Annotated in this window: 15 protein-coding genes; 5 read left to right on the plus strand and 10 right to left on the minus strand. The window is 64.9% G+C overall.

Annotation, left to right across the window (positions count from 1 at the left end; translation table 11 throughout):
• Positions 1-484: 484 nt before the first annotated feature.
• The 8 genes from ACRAKI_RS22395 to ACRAKI_RS22430 form a co-directional block, all read right to left on the minus strand.
• A complete protein-coding gene (locus tag ACRAKI_RS22395; protein ID WP_447002466.1) occupies positions 485-1,531 on the minus strand; it encodes a tyrosine-type recombinase/integrase in 1,047 nt (348 codons plus the stop codon).
• On the minus strand, positions 1,524-2,006 hold the full coding sequence (locus ACRAKI_RS22400; RefSeq protein ID WP_447002467.1) for a hypothetical protein: 483 nt from the start codon (positions 2,004-2,006) through the stop codon (positions 1,524-1,526). The genes ACRAKI_RS22395 and ACRAKI_RS22400 overlap by 8 nt, the downstream gene beginning before the upstream one ends.
• A 603-nt stretch (positions 2,007-2,609) precedes the next feature.
• Positions 2,610-2,963, minus strand: coding sequence for a signal peptidase I (locus tag ACRAKI_RS22405; protein WP_447002468.1), 354 nt, complete (start codon positions 2,961-2,963; stop codon positions 2,610-2,612).
• A gap of 1,398 nt (positions 2,964-4,361) precedes the next feature.
• Entirely contained in the window at positions 4,362-7,010 is a 2,649-nt protein-coding gene (locus ACRAKI_RS22410; RefSeq protein WP_447002469.1) for a putative PEP-binding protein, read from the minus strand.
• Between the two features lie 81 nt (positions 7,011-7,091).
• Complete coding sequence (locus ACRAKI_RS22415) at positions 7,092-8,240, minus strand: cysteine desulfurase family protein (protein ID WP_447002470.1); 1,149 nt, start codon at positions 8,238-8,240, stop codon at positions 7,092-7,094.
• The gene (locus ACRAKI_RS22420) at positions 8,237-9,178 is read right to left on the minus strand and encodes a hypothetical protein (RefSeq protein ID WP_447002471.1); all 942 of its coding nucleotides are present in this window, start codon (positions 9,176-9,178) and stop codon (positions 8,237-8,239) included. The genes ACRAKI_RS22415 and ACRAKI_RS22420 overlap by 4 nt, the downstream gene beginning before the upstream one ends.
• Positions 9,172-9,816 (minus strand): hypothetical protein, encoded by a 645-nt coding sequence (locus tag ACRAKI_RS22425; protein WP_447002472.1) that lies wholly within the window; start codon positions 9,814-9,816, stop codon positions 9,172-9,174. Before ACRAKI_RS22425 ends, ACRAKI_RS22420 begins: the two co-directional genes overlap by 7 nt.
• Entirely contained in the window at positions 9,813-10,361 is a 549-nt protein-coding gene (locus ACRAKI_RS22430) for a dCTP deaminase domain-containing protein (protein ID WP_447008481.1), read from the minus strand. Before ACRAKI_RS22430 ends, ACRAKI_RS22425 begins: the two co-directional genes overlap by 4 nt.
• A gap of 198 nt (positions 10,362-10,559) precedes the next feature.
• Between ACRAKI_RS22430 and ACRAKI_RS22435 the strand changes: the two genes are divergently transcribed.
• Both ACRAKI_RS22435 and ACRAKI_RS22440 read left to right on the plus strand, forming a co-directional pair.
• Complete coding sequence (locus tag ACRAKI_RS22435; protein ID WP_447002473.1) at positions 10,560-11,573, plus strand: LysR family transcriptional regulator; 1,014 nt, start codon at positions 10,560-10,562, stop codon at positions 11,571-11,573.
• 34 nt (positions 11,574-11,607) lie between these two features.
• Positions 11,608-12,951: a methyltransferase domain-containing protein gene (locus tag ACRAKI_RS22440; protein WP_447002474.1), complete on the plus strand. Its 1,344-nt coding sequence runs from the start codon at positions 11,608-11,610 to the stop codon at positions 12,949-12,951.
• A 5-nt stretch (positions 12,952-12,956) separates the two neighbouring features.
• Here ACRAKI_RS22440 and ACRAKI_RS22445 read toward each other — a convergent pair whose 3' ends face one another.
• Entirely contained in the window at positions 12,957-13,274 is a 318-nt protein-coding gene (locus ACRAKI_RS22445; protein WP_447002475.1) for a nucleoside triphosphate pyrophosphohydrolase, read from the minus strand.
• Between the two features lie 829 nt (positions 13,275-14,103).
• Between ACRAKI_RS22445 and ACRAKI_RS22450 the strand changes: the two genes are divergently transcribed.
• A protein-coding gene (locus ACRAKI_RS22450; protein ID WP_447008482.1) for an IS5 family transposase occupies positions 14,104-14,909 on the plus strand; the annotation gives its coding sequence in 2 pieces (ribosomal slippage) (positions 14,104-14,446 and positions 14,446-14,909; 807 coding nt in all).
• A 350-nt stretch (positions 14,910-15,259) separates the two neighbouring features.
• Here the strand turns inward: ACRAKI_RS22450 and ACRAKI_RS22455 are convergent.
• Positions 15,260-15,976: a hypothetical protein gene (locus ACRAKI_RS22455; protein ID WP_447002476.1), complete on the minus strand. Its 717-nt coding sequence runs from the start codon at positions 15,974-15,976 to the stop codon at positions 15,260-15,262.
• Between ACRAKI_RS22455 and ACRAKI_RS22460 the strand changes: the two genes are divergently transcribed.
• Positions 15,975-16,223 (plus strand): DUF7669 domain-containing protein, encoded by a 249-nt coding sequence (locus ACRAKI_RS22460; RefSeq protein WP_447002477.1) that lies wholly within the window; start codon positions 15,975-15,977, stop codon positions 16,221-16,223. The two genes, ACRAKI_RS22455 and ACRAKI_RS22460, sit on opposite strands and share 2 nt — an antisense overlap.
• 101 nt (positions 16,224-16,324) lie before the next feature.
• A complete protein-coding gene (locus ACRAKI_RS22465; RefSeq protein ID WP_447002478.1) occupies positions 16,325-17,077 on the plus strand; it encodes a hypothetical protein in 753 nt (250 codons plus the stop codon).
• The last annotated feature ends 227 nt before the right edge of the window (positions 17,078-17,304 follow it).

Raw genomic sequence — 17,304 nt, forward strand, 5'->3', positions numbered from 1 at the left:
CGTCCTGCTCGGTCATGTCGACCCCGACGACCAGTCGGGTCAGCCCGACCACGGTCTGACGGGTTCACAACGGGCCTCCGATCAACACCTCCTCGGGATGCAGTCGGCCATCGCCGCGAACAGCATGCCCGGTCCTCCACGCTGATCAGCTCGACCGGTCCCGGCCGACGACCCCGGCGCACCACCAGGCCGTCCCGGCCCTGCTGTCAGCAAGGGCGCGTCACCAGGCACCCACCGACCGCACGGAGACCCCCGAAAACCTCGGCAGCCTGCTCATAGCCCTCGACCCGCCCGGACTCCAGCGTCGCAACCACCCGCAGACGCAGTACCTCCTGCTTCGCAGGCGACAACCGGCGCGCACCCTCGGCCGCGACCACACACGTCAACCCACAGACAACCGATGACCTTCCATTCAATAGCGCTGTCATGCTCTATACCGCACCCCGCAACGCCGGGCCCGGCCCTACCCCGCACAACCACCGCCTCACCCCGCCGAAGATCGCTCCACCTCCGCTCTGACCTGCGGCACCAGCGGATGCGGCTCACCCGACAAAGCCGACAGCGCCTCGGCCACCTCGTTCATCGACGCACGCACATACGTCGCGGTCACCCCGTACCGGTTGGTCGTCGCCGCAGCATGCCCGGCGTATGCCCGCGCGACCGCGTACCCGAAGCTGCGCTCCACCCACGTCAAGGTCGTATGCCGCAACCAGTGCATCGTGATCCCCTGCGTCCGCACCGACTCGATGTGCTCGCCAAGGCGCTGCCACAAGTGGTCGTATCTGCGGTACGTCAGAGGACGGCCGTCCGAGTAGCGCAACACCGCACTGTCCGGATCACGAGCACCACGCGCACGAGCATGCTGCCGCAGCCGCGCCATCAACGTCGGTGACACCGGCTGCCAACGATGCACATTGCCCTTCTCCCGCAACTGCACCAGGCACTGGTCGGGATCCAGGTCTCGCACCCGCAGCGCAAGCGCCCCACCGCGCCGAGCCGCGGTCTCGATGTGGAACCTCAACAGCAACGCGTCCAACCCGGGATCGTTGCCGGTCATGGAAGCGACCTGCACGATCTCCCCCACCAACCCGGTGTCCAACGATCGCCGGTTCGACTTCACACGCTTGGGCTTGCGCACGTGATCGGTCGGGACAGTCCATGGATCCATCAACTGGTTCCGGGTCGCGTGGCGGTACAGGCACCTCAGTGCCTCGAAGGCGTGCTCGGCAGCGCTGTGCCCTCCCCTGCCCGATCGACGCTGCACAGCCGTGGCCTTCACGTGCTCCACAAGCCAGTTCACGTCCGTGGGTTCGATCTCGTCGATACGACGGTCGGCCCACACGGCGAGCATCTTGTTCCAGTAGGTCGTGTACAACTTCCGTGTGCCGGCCGGAACGACACCCGACACCTTCGGTATGAACTCCGCAAAAGTCGGCACCGACGACTTCCCGGCCTCACGTCCGAGCAGTTGCTCCGGCGAAACGCCCAATTTCTGAAGAAGTGCCGCCGCTATCGCCACCTCGTCACTCATGATCATCCACTCCTTCTCGGTTGCGCATCATTCCGAAAAATTGCTCGGCATGAAACCCTCGGATCATGCTGATGACGTTCAGCGGCGGATGAATTATCAGCATATTGTGATCCGGTACAGCTACGACCATGACGGAAGACCCGGTCGCCATACCGCAGTAACGCAGCAACGCCGCAGGCAGCCGAAGGCGCAACCGGTGATCGATCACCAATTGCCCATCGGGAACGATCTTCAGCACCACATAGTTCCGACCTGCCGAACCGGACAACCTGGTCCCCGGAAGCCAGTTGAGCAATCGGAACATCCCGCGACTGGCAAGTCGGCCACGATGATCAAGTATCCCGACGGCAAATCCCAAGTCGGCGTGGTCGATACGCGAAACAAGGTCACGCACGTCGACCGAACGCAGCTGACGCCTTGACCTCCCTGGCAACACCGCCGGATAGTTCAACGCATCGATCACCGCGTCATCCACGCCGGAGAACCGCATGCCAGCCGGGACCGAAGGCCGCTCCCCCACAGCGAAAACCTCAACCATGACACCCCCACGACACCGACACCTCAGACCGCGCCGCCGAGACTAACCCCGAACTACCGAGGTAAGTCAACTTTTCATTGACCGGAAGCCTCATCCCGCAAGCCTCACAGAGCTTTTCGGCCTCATGGAAAGCCAAGCGCTGAACTTCGGGTTTCACCCAATGAAATATGTTCGCCTGAGCCGCAGGGAAGCTGTATGACTTAACTCACTTCCCAGGACTGCGGAGCGCAGTCCTCTCTTTCATCCAGCGACATACCGTCATCCCCGGAAGCACGCTCCAAGGAGCAACCGGCCCGCCGGAGTGGGAAACTTCCCACACATGCGGCGGCACCCTCTTGGCTGATAGAGTGCATCCATGCGCCTCCATCTCCGCAAGGAGGTGGGATCTCTCCCACGGTTCGGTGGTCGAGCAAACCTCTTCAACACCCGGACCTCACCGCACTCTGTTACGACGTCGAACTTTTAGTTCTGGCGCGCTTCTCGCAACTCACCAGCGCCACCGGGGAGGCGATGGTGGCCTACTGCAGTTACCGATCGTCACTAGTCAGGTTGCGACGGCCACCGGACCGTGAGAACGGTCGACTCCTCGAGTGCTTCCCATGAGTGATCGACGCCCACGCCCCACATGACGTAGTCGCCGGAACGAGTCATAGTGAAGGTGCCTTCAGTGGTGTCAACACGGAAGGAACCCCGCACCAACATGGTCAAAGTCGTCCGTCGATCATCCGAAGTCCACTCGACACGCTTGTCGCCGGCAGGATGGTTACACCATTTGACCTCCACATCTTTCTGCGAGCGGACGCCTTGCGACGGGTCGATGAAGTGCCCCACGAGCCAACCGCGGGTGTCTGCACCGTCCTCGTTGGCGTTTCCGGTCTTCCAGTTCACCGTCACTTTTCTCCCGTTCGATCGTCGACAGGCGGACACGGCCCGCCCGTCATCGAGTAGCCGTTTCCGAACTGGAGACGGCGGAAGTCTTCTGGCGCGAAGACGAGACAACTCCTGATAGATCGGACGGTGTCCATGCGCCGTTCCACCAAGAGTTCCGTTGCTATCGTGCCCGGCCCCTGCGGGCGGCATAATCGCGGGTTCCCGAGGCTGTCGGCTTGCCGCCTTCCACCAACCCATCCGGCAGGCGGGACGCCATCCTACTGATGCCACCGCAGCCCAGTGGGTGAAGCTCGACCCGTTGTTGCCCGATCCGACATGCCGGCCGGCCGGGGCGGTGAGAGAAGCAGCGCTACCGCGTCATCGTGGACGCCATCGTGTACATGATCGACAACGGCATCAAGTGGCGCGCACTGCCTGTGGACTTCCGCCGTGGCAGACGGTCTACAAACACTTCGCTGCTTGGGAGAAGGTCGATGCGTCGTAGCGACTGCTTGAGGCGTTGTGTGACCGCGTCCGCCTGGTGGACGGCCGTGGCGCCGCTGTCCGCGGCGGTAATGGACTCGCAGTCGGTGCGCGCCGCCGAGACTGTCGGCCGGTCCACGCGGCTTCGGCGCGGGGAGGAAGATCCTGAACTGCAGGCGACACACCGCCGTGAAGGCGATGGGGTTGCTGCTGGTGGCGCTGGTGACGCCCCCATCGACGTCGACGTAGAGCCGGGTCGCTGCGCGCAGCCTATTGCGGCGAATGGGCGCTACCGTTAGCGGGCGGGTCGCGTTGGTGTGGACAGACGGCGGCTACACCGGCACCCTGCTCGACTTGGCCCGCAGGACACTTCGTCTGGTGGTGGAGGTAGTCCAATACCAGATCTGCCGTACTTCACTGTGCTGCCCAGCAGGTGGTGGTGGAGCGGACATTGCCTGGATCACCGAACGCCGCCGCTGCGTCCACAACTACAAACGACTACGCCATCACCAGCGGTTATGGCCGCTGGTCCATCGTCCGCATCACCAGCCACTGGCTCGCCCAACCCCGGTAGCTCGAAACGGCCACTGACATCCAGAACTGAAACGAACCGAATGAAAAAGCACGAATCGACCTGTAAAGTCGCTGGCCAGGAAGTGTCTTCCCCCGCGAGCGCGGGGGTGGTCCGCGGATCACGTCGCAGCTGTCCGGCTACGTGATGTCTTTTCCCTGTGAGCACAGGGGTGCTCCGGACGGCCGTGATGGGATCGCCCTCGCCACCCCGTCTTCCCCGCGAGCGCGGGGGGCGGTCTGGAACTCCGCACCAAGGCGGAGACTTGCTCAAGTCTTCCCCGCGAGCGGGGTAGTCCCAACTTCAGTCCGGCGGCCGAGCGGTTCCGACTTCTTCAGGTTGGCTAGCGTGCAGGGCAGGGCGGATACTCACAACTTCTGCCTGGTGCAGCACGCTCCGACGCTGTGGTGTTTGCTGACAGCCGTACGGATCTCTTCCCGATTCCCCATCAACACCACAGCCCGAGCGGCTTCCAGACGGGCAACTGGAATGCGAAGCGGTGGACACGAGACGTAGTGCATACCCACCTCGTGGAAGAAGTGAATGGAGGAGGGGTCACCGCCGTGCTCCCCGCAGACGCCGAACTCCAGATCCGCCTTGGCATAACGTCCTTCCCGCACTGCGATTTCGATTAATCTGCCGACACCGGCACGGTCGATTGTTTCGAACGGCGAGTCGGTCAGCAGGCCAATGCTGCGGTAGTCGGCCAAGTAAGACGCTTCGGCGTCATCCCTCGACATGGCCCAGGTGGCTTGGGTGAGGTCGTTCGTGCCGAAGGAAAAGAAGTCCGCGCAGCCAGCCAGTTCACCTGCGACCAGCGCCGAGCGGGGCACCTCGATCATGGTTCCCACCACCTTGGGCACGATCGTTCCCGTCTCGTCGGCCACTTCGTCCATCACGGCTTCAGCCCGCTCCCTGACGAGTGCCAGTTCTTCTACGGAACCGACGAAGGGGATCATGATGCGCACGTCCGGATTCCCGCCCGCAGAAAGCCGCGAGGCAACTGCCTCAGCAATGGCCCGGACTTGCGTCGCGTATACCTCGGGTGTGCCGAGCCCGAGCCTTACGCCACGCGAACCAAGCATCGGGTTCCGCTCGTGCAACCGCTGCACCGCACGCAGCAACCGACGATCGTATTCCTCCGCTTCGCCACGCACCTCGGCGACGGCGACCCGCACCGACAGTTCCGTACGATCCGGCAGGAACTCGTGCAGCGGAGGGTCTAGCAATCTTACAGTGACGGCGCGGCCGTCCATCGTCTCGAACAGGCGTACGAAATCCGCTCGCTGCAGGCGCAGCAGTTCTGCGAGCACTTCCGAGCGCTCTCGATAACCGTCTTTGCCTGCCAGGAGGACCCTCCGCAGGAGTTCTGCGCGCTCACCGAGGAACATATGCTCCGTTCGGCACAATCCGATGCCCTCTGCACCCAGGTGGCGTGCCCGCGCCGCCTCCGAAGGTGCGTCGACGTTCGCGAGCACGCGCAGGCTTCGTCGGCTGTCTGCCATCTCCATGATCCGGTGAACCGAGCGCACCAGGTTGTCGCCGCCCACGTCTTCCGCGTCCACACCACCCTCGAAGTACGCCCGCACCGCAGACGGAACGATCGGCATCGCGCCGGCGTACACCGCACCCGTTCCGCCGTCGATCGACACGAGGTCGCCCTCGTTGAGCACGACCCCGCTCTGGGCGCGGAGCCGACGCGCTTCGACGTCGATCACCAGGTCAGCCGCGCCGCAGACACACGTCACGCCGAAGCTGCGGGCGACCACGGCGGCGTGTGAAGCCTGTCCGCCGTGAGTCGTCAACACGCCTTCCGACCGCATCATGGCTTCCATGTCGCCCGGGTCGGTATCCTGTCGCACGAGGATCACCGGCTTCCCGTCCTTGATCCACTGCGTGGCTGTGACACTGTCCAACACGACGTGCCCGACTGCCACCCCTGGAGAGACAGCCACCGCCGTGGTGACGAGCCTGCCGTGGACGTCGTCCTTGAACCCTGACGACATCAACTGGGCGAGTTGATCGCCGGTCGTGCGGCGCAACACCTCGTCCGCGTCGATCAAGTTCTCTTCATACAGCGCGTCCACGATCTGAAACGCGGCTGCGGGCGCACGTTTCGCCGGGCGAACCCGCAGCACCCACAGCTCCCCGCATTGGACGACGAACTCGATCTCGCACAGGTCTCGAAAGCGCTCCTCCAGCAGTCGCCCGACGGCCGCCAGTTCACCGTGCAGGCCGGAACGCACGAGGTCCAGCCCGCTCAACGGCGCGACAGCGCTGACACCCGCCGCCAGTTTATCGCCACCACCTTTCAACACGTACCGGCCGACCACTCCGGGTTGTCCGGTATCCGGATCGCGGGTGAAGGCGAACCCGGTACAGGAACCGGCATCGAGGTCCCCGAAAACGGCCTCATGCACGATGACGGCGACAGTGTCGTCCTCGGAGTCGTCATCAGGCAGGACACCACACGACTCGAAGAACGCGCGGACCGCCATGCTCAACTGCACGACAGGGTCCTGTGGGAAATCCTGTCCCGAAGCGACACGTGTGACGCGCTTGAACGTCTCCACTAAGTCCATGAGGTCCGCGAGGGCCAATCCCGACTCGTCAGGCACGCCGCGGCGAGACTTCAGGGCTTCGATCTCGTGGTCGAAGAGCGCCCGATCGATACCGAGGACCCCTACTCCAAAGGTCACGAGCAACTGCTGGTACGCGTACCAGGCTGGCCATTGGCTTCCCGACCACGAAGCGAACCCGTCGACCGTGTGATCGGCGAGTCCGATGTTCACCACGGGCTCCGCCGATATGGGCTCAGGACACCTGACTTCGAGCCGCACCGACACCAGGAGCGGCGAATCGTCCTGACCGAGTGTCCGTCCCGATTCTCGCTCCAGTGCGGTCAACTGCGCGCCGAGCCCCGGATGCCCGGCACCGTCCTGCCGATACGCCCCGGCGGGGATGATGAACCCAGGCGGAACCGGAACCCCTGGAGGGACTGGCAGCAGATCGCACATGGAGCCTCCATTGACCTTCCGAGGATCATCCCTAGGGCACCGCCGGTCGGGTTCTGGTCGCGCGGACGACTACCGGACGTGTCAGACGACGGCGCGGAGTCGTGATACGGCAGTGGTGATCCGACGAGCGGCGTACTCGACGTCTTCGTCGCGGGTGTGGCGTCCCACCCCCAACCTGATGGTGGCTCGGGCTGCGGTCGCGTCCAAGCCCATGGCGGTGAGGACATGTGACGGGTCCGCCTGTCCGCCGGTGCACGCCGATCCGGTAGAGATAGCTAGTTCCGGCAGGATGTCGATGAGCCGGTCCGCGTCGATCCCTGAGATGGTGAGGCTGGTGTTGCCCGGGAGGCGGTGCTCGACGCTGCCGTTGACGGTGATGTCCGGCAGTCCGCTCCTCAGTTGATCGACGAGGGTGTCACGCAGCCTTCCGATTCGATGTGCCTCGGTCCGCCTTTCGACGGACAATATGCGCAACGCCTCGGCGAGACCGACGGCACCGGCGAGGTTGACCGTGCCGGCTCTCCTGCCGTACTCCTGGCTACCGGCGTACTCGGGCCGAAGGGACGTGCCTCGACGAACATAGAGCGCTCCGATCCCCTTGGGGCCGTACACCTTGTGACCCGATACCGTCAGGAGGTCGGCCCCGAGCTCGTTCACGTCGATGTCCAGCGCACCAACGGACTGGGCGGCGTCGACGTGAAGCAACACGCCGCGGTCTCGGGTGATGGCCGCGATGTCGGCTATGGGCTGCACGGTGCCGACCTCGTTGTTGGCATGCATGACCGACACCAGAACCGTGCGCGGAGTGATTACGGTTGCGATGTCCTGCGGATCAACCATGCCCATACCGTCCACGCCGACGGTGGTAACGGTGTGTCCGGAAGCGGCGAGGCGGTCACAGGCCGCGAGTACTGACTTGTGTTCGACAGCGGTTGTGACAACGTGGTCGGTGCCGGGGTGTCGGCTCCCGGCCACGGCACCGACGACGGCAAGGTGATTGCCTTCCGTGGCACCCGAGGTGAATACGATCTCGCTGTCGAGATCGGCGCCCAGAGCGGTGCGGACTTGCCGTCGAGCGGCTTGTAGGCCTTCGGCCGCCTGCCTGCCGAATCGATGCGAACTCGCCGGGTTGGCGTAGAGCCGGGTCCAGTAGGGGGACATCGCCTCCAGGACGCGAAGGTCGACTGGGGTGGTGGCTTGATAGTCGAGGTAGACGACTTCATCTGTCACGTGACACCCCCGGAGGGCGGCGGTGCGGTGTACTTGTGACCACCGTCGACCACGTCCCAGTAGACGACTCTGCCACCACCAAGATCCGACAACGAGGTGGCAAGGCATCGCCAGTCGCGGTTGGCGTGCGTGGCGGCGATCAGGAACGCTGCGGCGAACCAGGCGGGCATTGAGCGCACGGCCCTTGTCGTGGGGTCCGAGTCGCGCCACAGATCGAGGTAGCCGTGCGAGCGAAGCCAATCACGCGCGAATGACGCGCTGTCACCACTGTCCTGGGAGCGATCTCCCGATACTGTGCGGACGTGCTTCGAAAGGCGTTCCAAGCGCGCTTCGCGGCGGGCTCGTATCGCCGCAGGGGAAGCGTCCGGTGTGACACGGAGATCGCTCCACCACGGTCTGTGGTAGCGACGCCACGAGACATCGGTGATCGAGACGGTGACGTGGGGCAGGATTCCGCCGCGCGTCAGGTCACCGACGTCGTAACCGGGCCCGAGGACCTCCGCCGTGAACTTCCCGGGCGCCTCGCGCGTGGGCCGATCCATGCGCAGTAGTGCGGAGAGTTGGTTGCTGAACCGGTTCGTTGGTTCGAGCAGGATCACCGCGCGCCCGGCCGCGATCAACTCGGCTGCGTGAGGTTCCACCCTATCGAGTGGAAAGCTGTTGCCGCCCTGGTAGTAGGAGCCGATCTCCGTTCCGCCGTCCGAGCGCACCATCAGTTCGGTGGCTCCCGTCGCCGCGGCGAGTGACGTAACCGCAGTGTGCAGCGCGGCGGAGCCGGCGTCCGGTGGCACACAGACACCGTTGAGAACTGGGTTGCCCAGAAGCCGAAGGCGGCACATGGTCGACCATTTGGGCCAGCGTCGGTCGGCCACTGCGGCGGTCAGGGAGGTGCGGTCGAGCGCATGTAGCAAGCCGGAGCCGCCGTCGCGCGTCAACACGTCGCCTGCCAGCGATCAGCCGCGGTGCTGGTGTTCCCGCGCAGGACTTCCAGCGTATAGCGCTGATGCTCGTCGAACCGGTGGTCGCGCCAATCGTATTGGTCGGCCAAGCCATGCAGTTTGGCGCAGACGCGCCGCACGTATTGGCGAGCGAATCTCGTGTCCGCGGGCCAGTACAGGTGTTGTCCCGGCTCCGGTGACAGGTACAGGTACGGACCGGTGGCGACGGCGGGAAGGCCAGCCAAACCCGACAACACCGTCGCGTCACCACCCGTAGCCCGATAGGCCGTGGTCACGGCATCGGTGATCGGGACCGGGATCAGGTGCAGGTGACAGTGCGTGCAGCACCCCGCTCCGAGTTCGCAGTCGCGGGACCCGTGCTCGGCGACGATCGTGGGTCCGAAGGCCGAGGTGATGCGCGACCGCACCCCCTCGACCGCTGCCTGTGCCTTTGACAGTGCCTGGACCGGCAGGTCGGCGGCGGCGTCCACATGTTCCAGGGGCATGTATAGGCAGTAACCCGGCGTGAAGCTGCCGATGGTGGGCAGCAGCACCCAGCCGTCCTCCTCGACAATGATCCGGTTAGTTTCGCCGGGGTCGGCGAACTCGACGCAGAAGGCGCAATCCATCGCGGTCACCTCCGGTAGTCGTGAGCGGGGAACTCGTCGGCGTAGCGGCTGCCGAGGTGGCTGCCTTCGCCGTAGAACCGATGTGCATCGGCGCTCGATGCGGGTCCGTCTACCGCGAACAGCACGAGCCTGGCCACCGCCATGCCCTGGTGGATGCGCAGGTCGGCCGGGCCGACGTTGAGCAGTTCCAACGTCAGGGAGCCGTTCCACCCAGGTAGCACCCATGGGCTGGTGACGTGAGTGGCCAGGCCGACCCTCGCGAGGTGGGACAACGTACCGATTGCGCCGGCGCTGCGCGGGCCTAGGCGCAACTCCTGGTGGACCTGGCAGAGCACCATTTCACCGCGAGCCAAGTCATGGCTGCCCCACTCTGTCCGGGGGTCTCCGTAGAGCCGGTCAATGCTCCGTTGGTCCGTCAGGTCGACGGAGCGGTTCGAGTTCAACGTCTGCAGACACGCGCCGAGGCGCAGCAGCAGGCCGTCGCCCCGCAGTTCGCCTCGCCAGGCGATCTCACCGGCATCCACCAGCTGAGTGATACGACCTGCGGTCAACATGCGGTTCACCGTCCTCGAACACCTACAGAGGCAACAACTAGATGTTCGCCGATTCACTTCAGAACGTCTAGATGTACCATCGAACATCTGAAGATAGTTTCAGTTGTAACTGCGATTCAGGACACCACAAGTGCGCCACCGGACAGTTGATCACCGAATCGGAGAGGCGGTGGGGAGTTGACGACAGGGGATGGACCAGTGAACACTCCTGAGCCTGACGACATCATGATGTTGGGACCAGGGCTGTTGGAGACCACGCTCGACCAACTGCGCACTCTGGTGCTCGTGGCGGACACCGGGTCCGCCATGCATGCGGCCCGCATCTTGAACCGGGAGCAATCCAGCGTGCAAAAGCAGTTAGACACGCTCAACCGCAGCTTCCAGCAGGCGTGCGGGGAGTTGCTGGTGGTGAAGCAGGGGCGCGGGAAGCCGTTCCTGTTCACTCCATCAGGGCAGCTCTTCGCCGATCTGGCCCGAATTACCCTGAAGGGCTGGCAGTCTTCGATCAACGACAGTCGACGCCGGTTGGGACAGACGATCACGGTGGGCACGACGGAGTTCACGCTGGACCTGCTGAGTCGGGTGTGGCAGCGGGTGAGCAGTGATTTCCTCTCTCGTGGGACCGAACTTAAAGTCATGCATGTGCGCACGAAGGATCTGTACTCACGCCTGGATGCGAAGGCTGTCGATCTGCTCTGTGGGGGATTCGCCTCGTCTCGGGAATACGCCGATGTGCCGGAGCAGTATGATTTTCTGGAGTGGCATCGTGAAGGGCTCGTACTGTTGACGAACCTCCCTCGGCGGGAGTTGGCGATGCCAGAAGTCGGGGTCGGCCGATTACCATCAGTGCCATTGTTGATACCTTCAGGTGGCGTGATAGTTGATTTTCTCAAACGTTGGTACGGTATGGAGTTCCGCAACAGGATGACCATTGCGGCGACCATTGACGATATCTATTACGGACTGGCCCTGCTGCGGCACGAAATGGCGTTCGGATGCATGATCGTCTCGGAGTCAATCGGCCGGGCCGCGATCGAGGGTCGCCTCCCAGGCGGCCCCAATCTGAGGATCGTCTCGTTCTCCGCCGACTTCAACCCGATGCTGGAACTGGTCACCGGTGTCTTCGCCCGCAAGGGCGAGCGGGAACGATACGAGCCGTCCCATCCGCTGAACGTTCTCTGGGACGCATTCGATGCGGAGATCGACCGATAAGAGCAGTGATCACACGACCACCTCGGGAGTGCCCGTGCGCCTGGCTTCCATCAACCTCAACAAGCGTCTCGGCAATCCGGTGGCACGGACGCACCTGACCCGGTGGTTGCTGCACAATCAGGTAGACGTGCTGGTCGCACAGGAGCCGTGGAAACCGGTCGCCCGCGTCGCCGTCGACCTGCCGGGCTTCCGACACGTGGACGGCAACGGCAACCTGTTCTGCTGGAGCGCCGAGCGGTACCAGGTGCCCAGGGCCTCGCGCCCCGCCGACTTCGCTCAGCGGCTCGAACTAGCCTGGCTCGTGGTCTACAACGCCTACCTCGACTCCGGGTCAACCACCTCTCGGCGGGATCAGCTGGACATCCTGCGCAAACTCGTCGGCACCGAGAACAGGCGCCCCGTGCTGGCATGTGGCGACTTCAACCTTGCGCCGCGCCTCATCGACGGCGTTAGCAACGGCCACCCCAGCGACTTCAATAGCAGCACCGAGCGTGAGCGGTTCGCCGCACTGCTAGCCGAAGCGGACATGGTCGACTCCACGGCCACCGATGCCCCGGAGTTCACGATCGAACGCCGGACGGCGACTCTTCACAGCCGCTTTCGCTGCGACCTCGCCCTCATCTCCGATCACTTGCGCCCGGTGACGTCGGTTCGCTACGACCATTCCGTCCGCAGTGGCACACAGGCGTTCACCGATCACTCCGCCATCCTCGTGGACCTACCCGTCACGCTGCCTCCGGCAGACGAGGATGAGAAAGATACCTTGTTCTCTCTGTTGCCCGAGCCTGATGATCGGCCGGAATTCGCGCGTGCAGAATACCATCCACACAAAACGGCAATGAACCGCGGCCGCCCGTCGCCCTTCGCCCGAAGCGTCGTGGACACGCTGGTGCCGAACATGGAAATCGGCAGCATCTTCGATTACGGGTGCGGACGCGGCAGTGACGTCGACCATTACCGGAGCGCAGGACTGACCGCCGATGGGTGGGATCCGCATCCGGGCTTCGGTCGGGCGACCAAACCAGATGGCCTCTACGATCTTGTCACGAACATCTTCGTGCTCAACGTCCTACCCAACCCGTGGCAGCGGATCGAGGCCCTGCAGGACGCCGCCCGGTTTGTCCGCCCAGGTGGCTTCCTCCTTGTAGTCACGCGGTCACCAGCAGACATCGCGCCTCGCGCCACCTCCGCGAACTGGCCGATCCATCACGACGGCTACTGGTCCGACCAGGCCAAAGGCACGTTCCAGAAAGGTATATCCACCGACGAGATCATCGCGCTCGGTCGACAGGCAGGGTTGCGCCCCGCCTCGGAGCAGACGCTGTTGACGACGTCCTCGACTGCCGGGCAAGCGCTGCTCGTCAAGCCGTCGGAGTAGACGGCTCAGCCAGTCGACGTCGAGTTGCGGATCCAGACCACCCGATCGGAGAAACCACCCCGCTCCTGAGCCTTGGCGGCGCGGAGCTGCTGCAGACCATCCTCATTGACACCGAGGTCAACTGCCAGCGCAGACAGTACCTCCAGGACGTCGGCCAACTCTTCGGGATCGTTCGACGCGAGGAATTCGTCAACCTCCTCCACCAACTTGGCCCGCAGCAGGCTTCGGTACTCGTCGGCCTCTGCGGTCCTCACCTCTGGCATTTCACCGGTGTCGCGGATGATCTGCGGGATCTTGTCGCGGACCAGCTTGGCTTGACTCATCGACTCCAGCTCCATAGGCAACGACGGACCCGACCACAGCGCGCAGTGTAGGAAGCTCACCCAGCGCCACCGAGCAGACACGCCAAGGAGGCATAGCAAATACTGATGTGTCCTGGATTTTGGGGAGCGGTGCTCCTGGACTGCCATGCTGATGTGATCGGGAAGAGGTCTGCATACCCAGGAGTTACCCACCGGAGTTCCATCGCCAGGTCCTCGACCTGATCGCGCCGGTCGTATGGTCGCCCAGGTCGCCCATGATCTAGAGGTCGATGGGCGTACGACCTGTACCTGACGTCGTCGGGAGCAGGCCGACTCGGGTCAGGCGCCGGACTGACCTCGGCGGAAAAGTCGGATCTGCCTGCGCCCCGGCCGGGGATCACCGGGCTGGAGACAGAACCGACCCGGCCACTACTCCAGCGTGCGACGACTCGACAGTGCCGACATCCGCCGATCAAGTCATTCTGAAACCAGTTGTAAAATTGCTGGTCAAGAAGTGTTTCCCTGCGTGAGCGGAGGTGGTCGTGGCGCACCCTGTGAACCGGAAGACGGAATCGGTCTTTGCCGCGCGCGCGGGGGTGGTCCCTGCACATCGGCACCCGGCGTGACGGGTGCCTCGTCTTCCCGCGCGAGCGGGGATGGTCCGCCACCGGTAAGGATTCGAACATCCTGGTGACCAGTCTCCGCACGAACGGGAGTGGTCCGTACGTCGGCCCGGTCGCCAGAACGGTCGGTGCGTCTTCCCCGCGCGAACAGGGCTGGTCCCATCGCTAAGACCACGTCTCACGTGGCGTTGATGGACGTGTCATGATCTTGGATCGTGGTTGATCGGTTGTCGTTGCGGTTGGTGCCCGATGAGTTGTGGGCGTTGGTCGAGCCGTTGCTCCCGAAGTTCGCTGCCCGGCCGCAGGGCGGCGGGACGGCGCCGGTGGACGACCGGGCGGTGTTCACCGCGATCGTCTACGTGTTGACCAGCGGATGCGGGTGGCGGGAGTTGCCGCCGTCGTTCGGTGTCACCGTGCCGACCGCACACCGCCGGTTCACCCAGTGGACCGAGGCGGCGTTGTGGCGGCGGTTGCACCAGGCCGTGTTGGACGAACTCGGCTCGCGCGGGGAGGTCGACTGGTCGCGGGCGATCCTGGACGCCGCCTCGGTCCGGGCGAAAAAAGGGGCGACATGACCGGCCCGAACCCGGTCGACCGCGGCAAGCCCGGCTCGAAGATCCACGTGATGTCCGACCGTGCCGGTCTGCCGCCGGCCGTAGGCGTGTCCGCGGCGAACCTGCACGACAGCCAGGCACTCAAGCCCATGCTCATGGCCATCCCGCGCATCCGGTCCCGACGCGGACCACGGCGCTTCCGCCCGACGAAGCTCCACGCCGACAAGGCCTACGACATCGACCACCTCCGCCGATGGTTACGCCGACGCGGCATCGTCCCGCGCATCGCACGCAAAGGCATCGAGTCCTCCGACCGCCTCGGCCGACACCGCTGGGTCGTCGAACGCACCATCTCCTGGCTCACCGGCTACCGCCGCCTGACCATCCGCTACGAACGCCACGCCGACAACTACTGCGCCTTCCTCACCCTCGCCGCAACACTGACCTGCTTCAAACGACTGGCGAAGATCGCCACATGAGACGTCGTCTAAGTCGTACGGCTGCACGATGTGGTTGTCTTCCCCGCGCGTGCGGGGGTGGTCCCATCAGGTCGAACCCGTGACTGGTTGGCGTGCGTCTTCTCCGCGCGAGCGGGGTGGCCCGGTCAAGCTGCCCGCCGAACAACTCACGCACCTGTCTTCCCGCGCGAGTGGGGGGGTGATTCTATCCAACACTTGGACATCCACGCACCGCGCTCTCGAGGCACGTCGTTAGTTGCATTCCTACCTGAGCTTCCTGCACAGCGGCGTATAGAGGTATCGGACCGACGGCTAATGATCCATCGATCCGGAACGACATAGACCACGTGGCGCAGGCATGCTCGTGGCGGTCAGATGCAGTGTGGACATCGGTGGCCGCTGAACTCCGGGGCCATCTGGAGCGTGGGCTCGGTGGGCTGCTCACCGAGGACGTGGTGCGGTTCGCCGCCGCGCGAGCCCTGGTAGCAGCCGGTGTGGACGCCGCAATGTTGCGGGTCGAGGCGCCGCACCCGGTGTTGAAGGGTTCGCGGGTCGATCTGTTGGTCGGGCGGCCTTTGCCGGTGGCGTTGATCGAGTTGAAGTTCCCCCGGGAGCCGAACGAGGTGAACGCGGCGTGGACGATGGCCTTGGGCGAGGTCCTCAAGGACTTCTACCGGCTGGCCACCTATCCCGGCGAGGTCGATCGGATCTTCGTCTACGTTGAGAGTGACCGTCTGCGCAGGTACATGGCCGGTGCCGCGCGGCGCTACGGAGTCGACCTGGACACCGACACGGTGGCACTCAGCCCTGCCGCCGTCGCCGGACTGCCCGCCACGGCCCTGGAAATCATCGGCCCCGGCCTGGTCCGGCACCACGTCACGGCGACCCGCATCGCGGTCATCCCCGTCGACGACACCCTGCGCCTGACCATCTACCACGTCGACCCGCGCCACCGAACGGAACGCGGACCTGCCCGCAGTCGATCCCGAGGCGACGCGGCCGCTGCCTCCGGTGCAGGCGGCGTGGCAAGCAATCGAGACGGCAGCCGACACCGACACGCCGCCGATCCGGCCGGGTTCCCGCGCCATGCGGGAGGGTGCGCGCGAGGAGATCCTCGACTCGGTCCAGGCCGTGTTGACCCGATCCGGCGCGTCGACCTTCACGCTGGCCGAGGTCGTCGTCGAGATGGCCCGCCGGGGCACCGGCTACGCCGAGAGCACCGTCCGCACCATGGTCACCTCGCGCCTGTGCCGCAACGCCCCCGACCACGCCGTCACCGCCTACGACGACCTGGAACGAGTCGATCGCGGTCGTTACCGGCTGGTATCGGACTGAGCGGCATCCGCGGTCGGGGATGATTCGCGCACGCCGCGCGATACAAGAGCGCCCGAGTGCCCGACAGTGTGTCGACGAGCCCGCATCCCCCTGGAGGACTGATGGAGCCGCAGGCCCACGACAACACCTCGGTACTGGGCCGCCTGCTCGACGAGATCTCCTGGGAAGACGCCAAGGTCCGCGGCTACCGCGACGGCGGACGCGGACGCGAGAACGTCCTGACCGCCGAGGTCCTCACCGCCCTGGACTTCCTCCCACGCCGCGCGTTCCTCGGCGCCGTGCTGGACAACGCCCACGGAGCCGATCACGCCCGCCGCGCCCTGTCCCGGGAGAGCGAGGACGCCGAGATCGTGTTCCTGCCCGACGAAGTCGTCCTCAACCCCGACGGGAGCTCCCGTGGCGACCGGCTTATCGTCCAACCCGACGCCGCCATCACCACCCCCACCGTCCACGCCCTGGTCGAGGCCAAGAAGGTCGGACGCAGCTCCTTCCGACCACAACAGCTCGCCCGCGAATACCTCGCCGTCACCCGACAGGCCGGAGACCGGACACCGCTGCTGTTGCTCATTCTCGGCACCCCGCCACCCGTAGCCGTCGCCGGACACGGCCGCATGCCTATCCATGACGCGATCGCGCTCCACCTGCCCACCGTCCACGCCCCCGCACACCACCCCGACCCGCTCGACGAGCTGACCGGCCGCATCCCCGACGTGTGCGCCTGGACCACCTGGCACGACCTCGCCCACACCGTGACCGATCAACACGCCCGCACGACGGGGACCGACCCGTCGACCGCGGCGACCATCACCCGCTTGGCCGCCTCCATCACCCGCGCCGTCACCCGCCACTCCTGAGGCAACCGCTCGACCAGTAGGGATCGCTTTCGGTCAACACGGAATCGCTTGCGACCGCGTAGAAGGTGGACCAGCCCGTGAACCCGCGTATCCGGGGCGTGGTGAGCGTGGACGTGACCAGAACGCTGTTTGTGATCCCATGCGGAGCGGCGAAGCTTGCCCGGGCAAGCCCTGCGCCGAGTCTCTACACCGGGTCGATGTTCCGGTATCGCCTCGCTGTGGTCGAG

It is taken from the genome of Saccharothrix isguenensis, assembly GCF_052936305.1.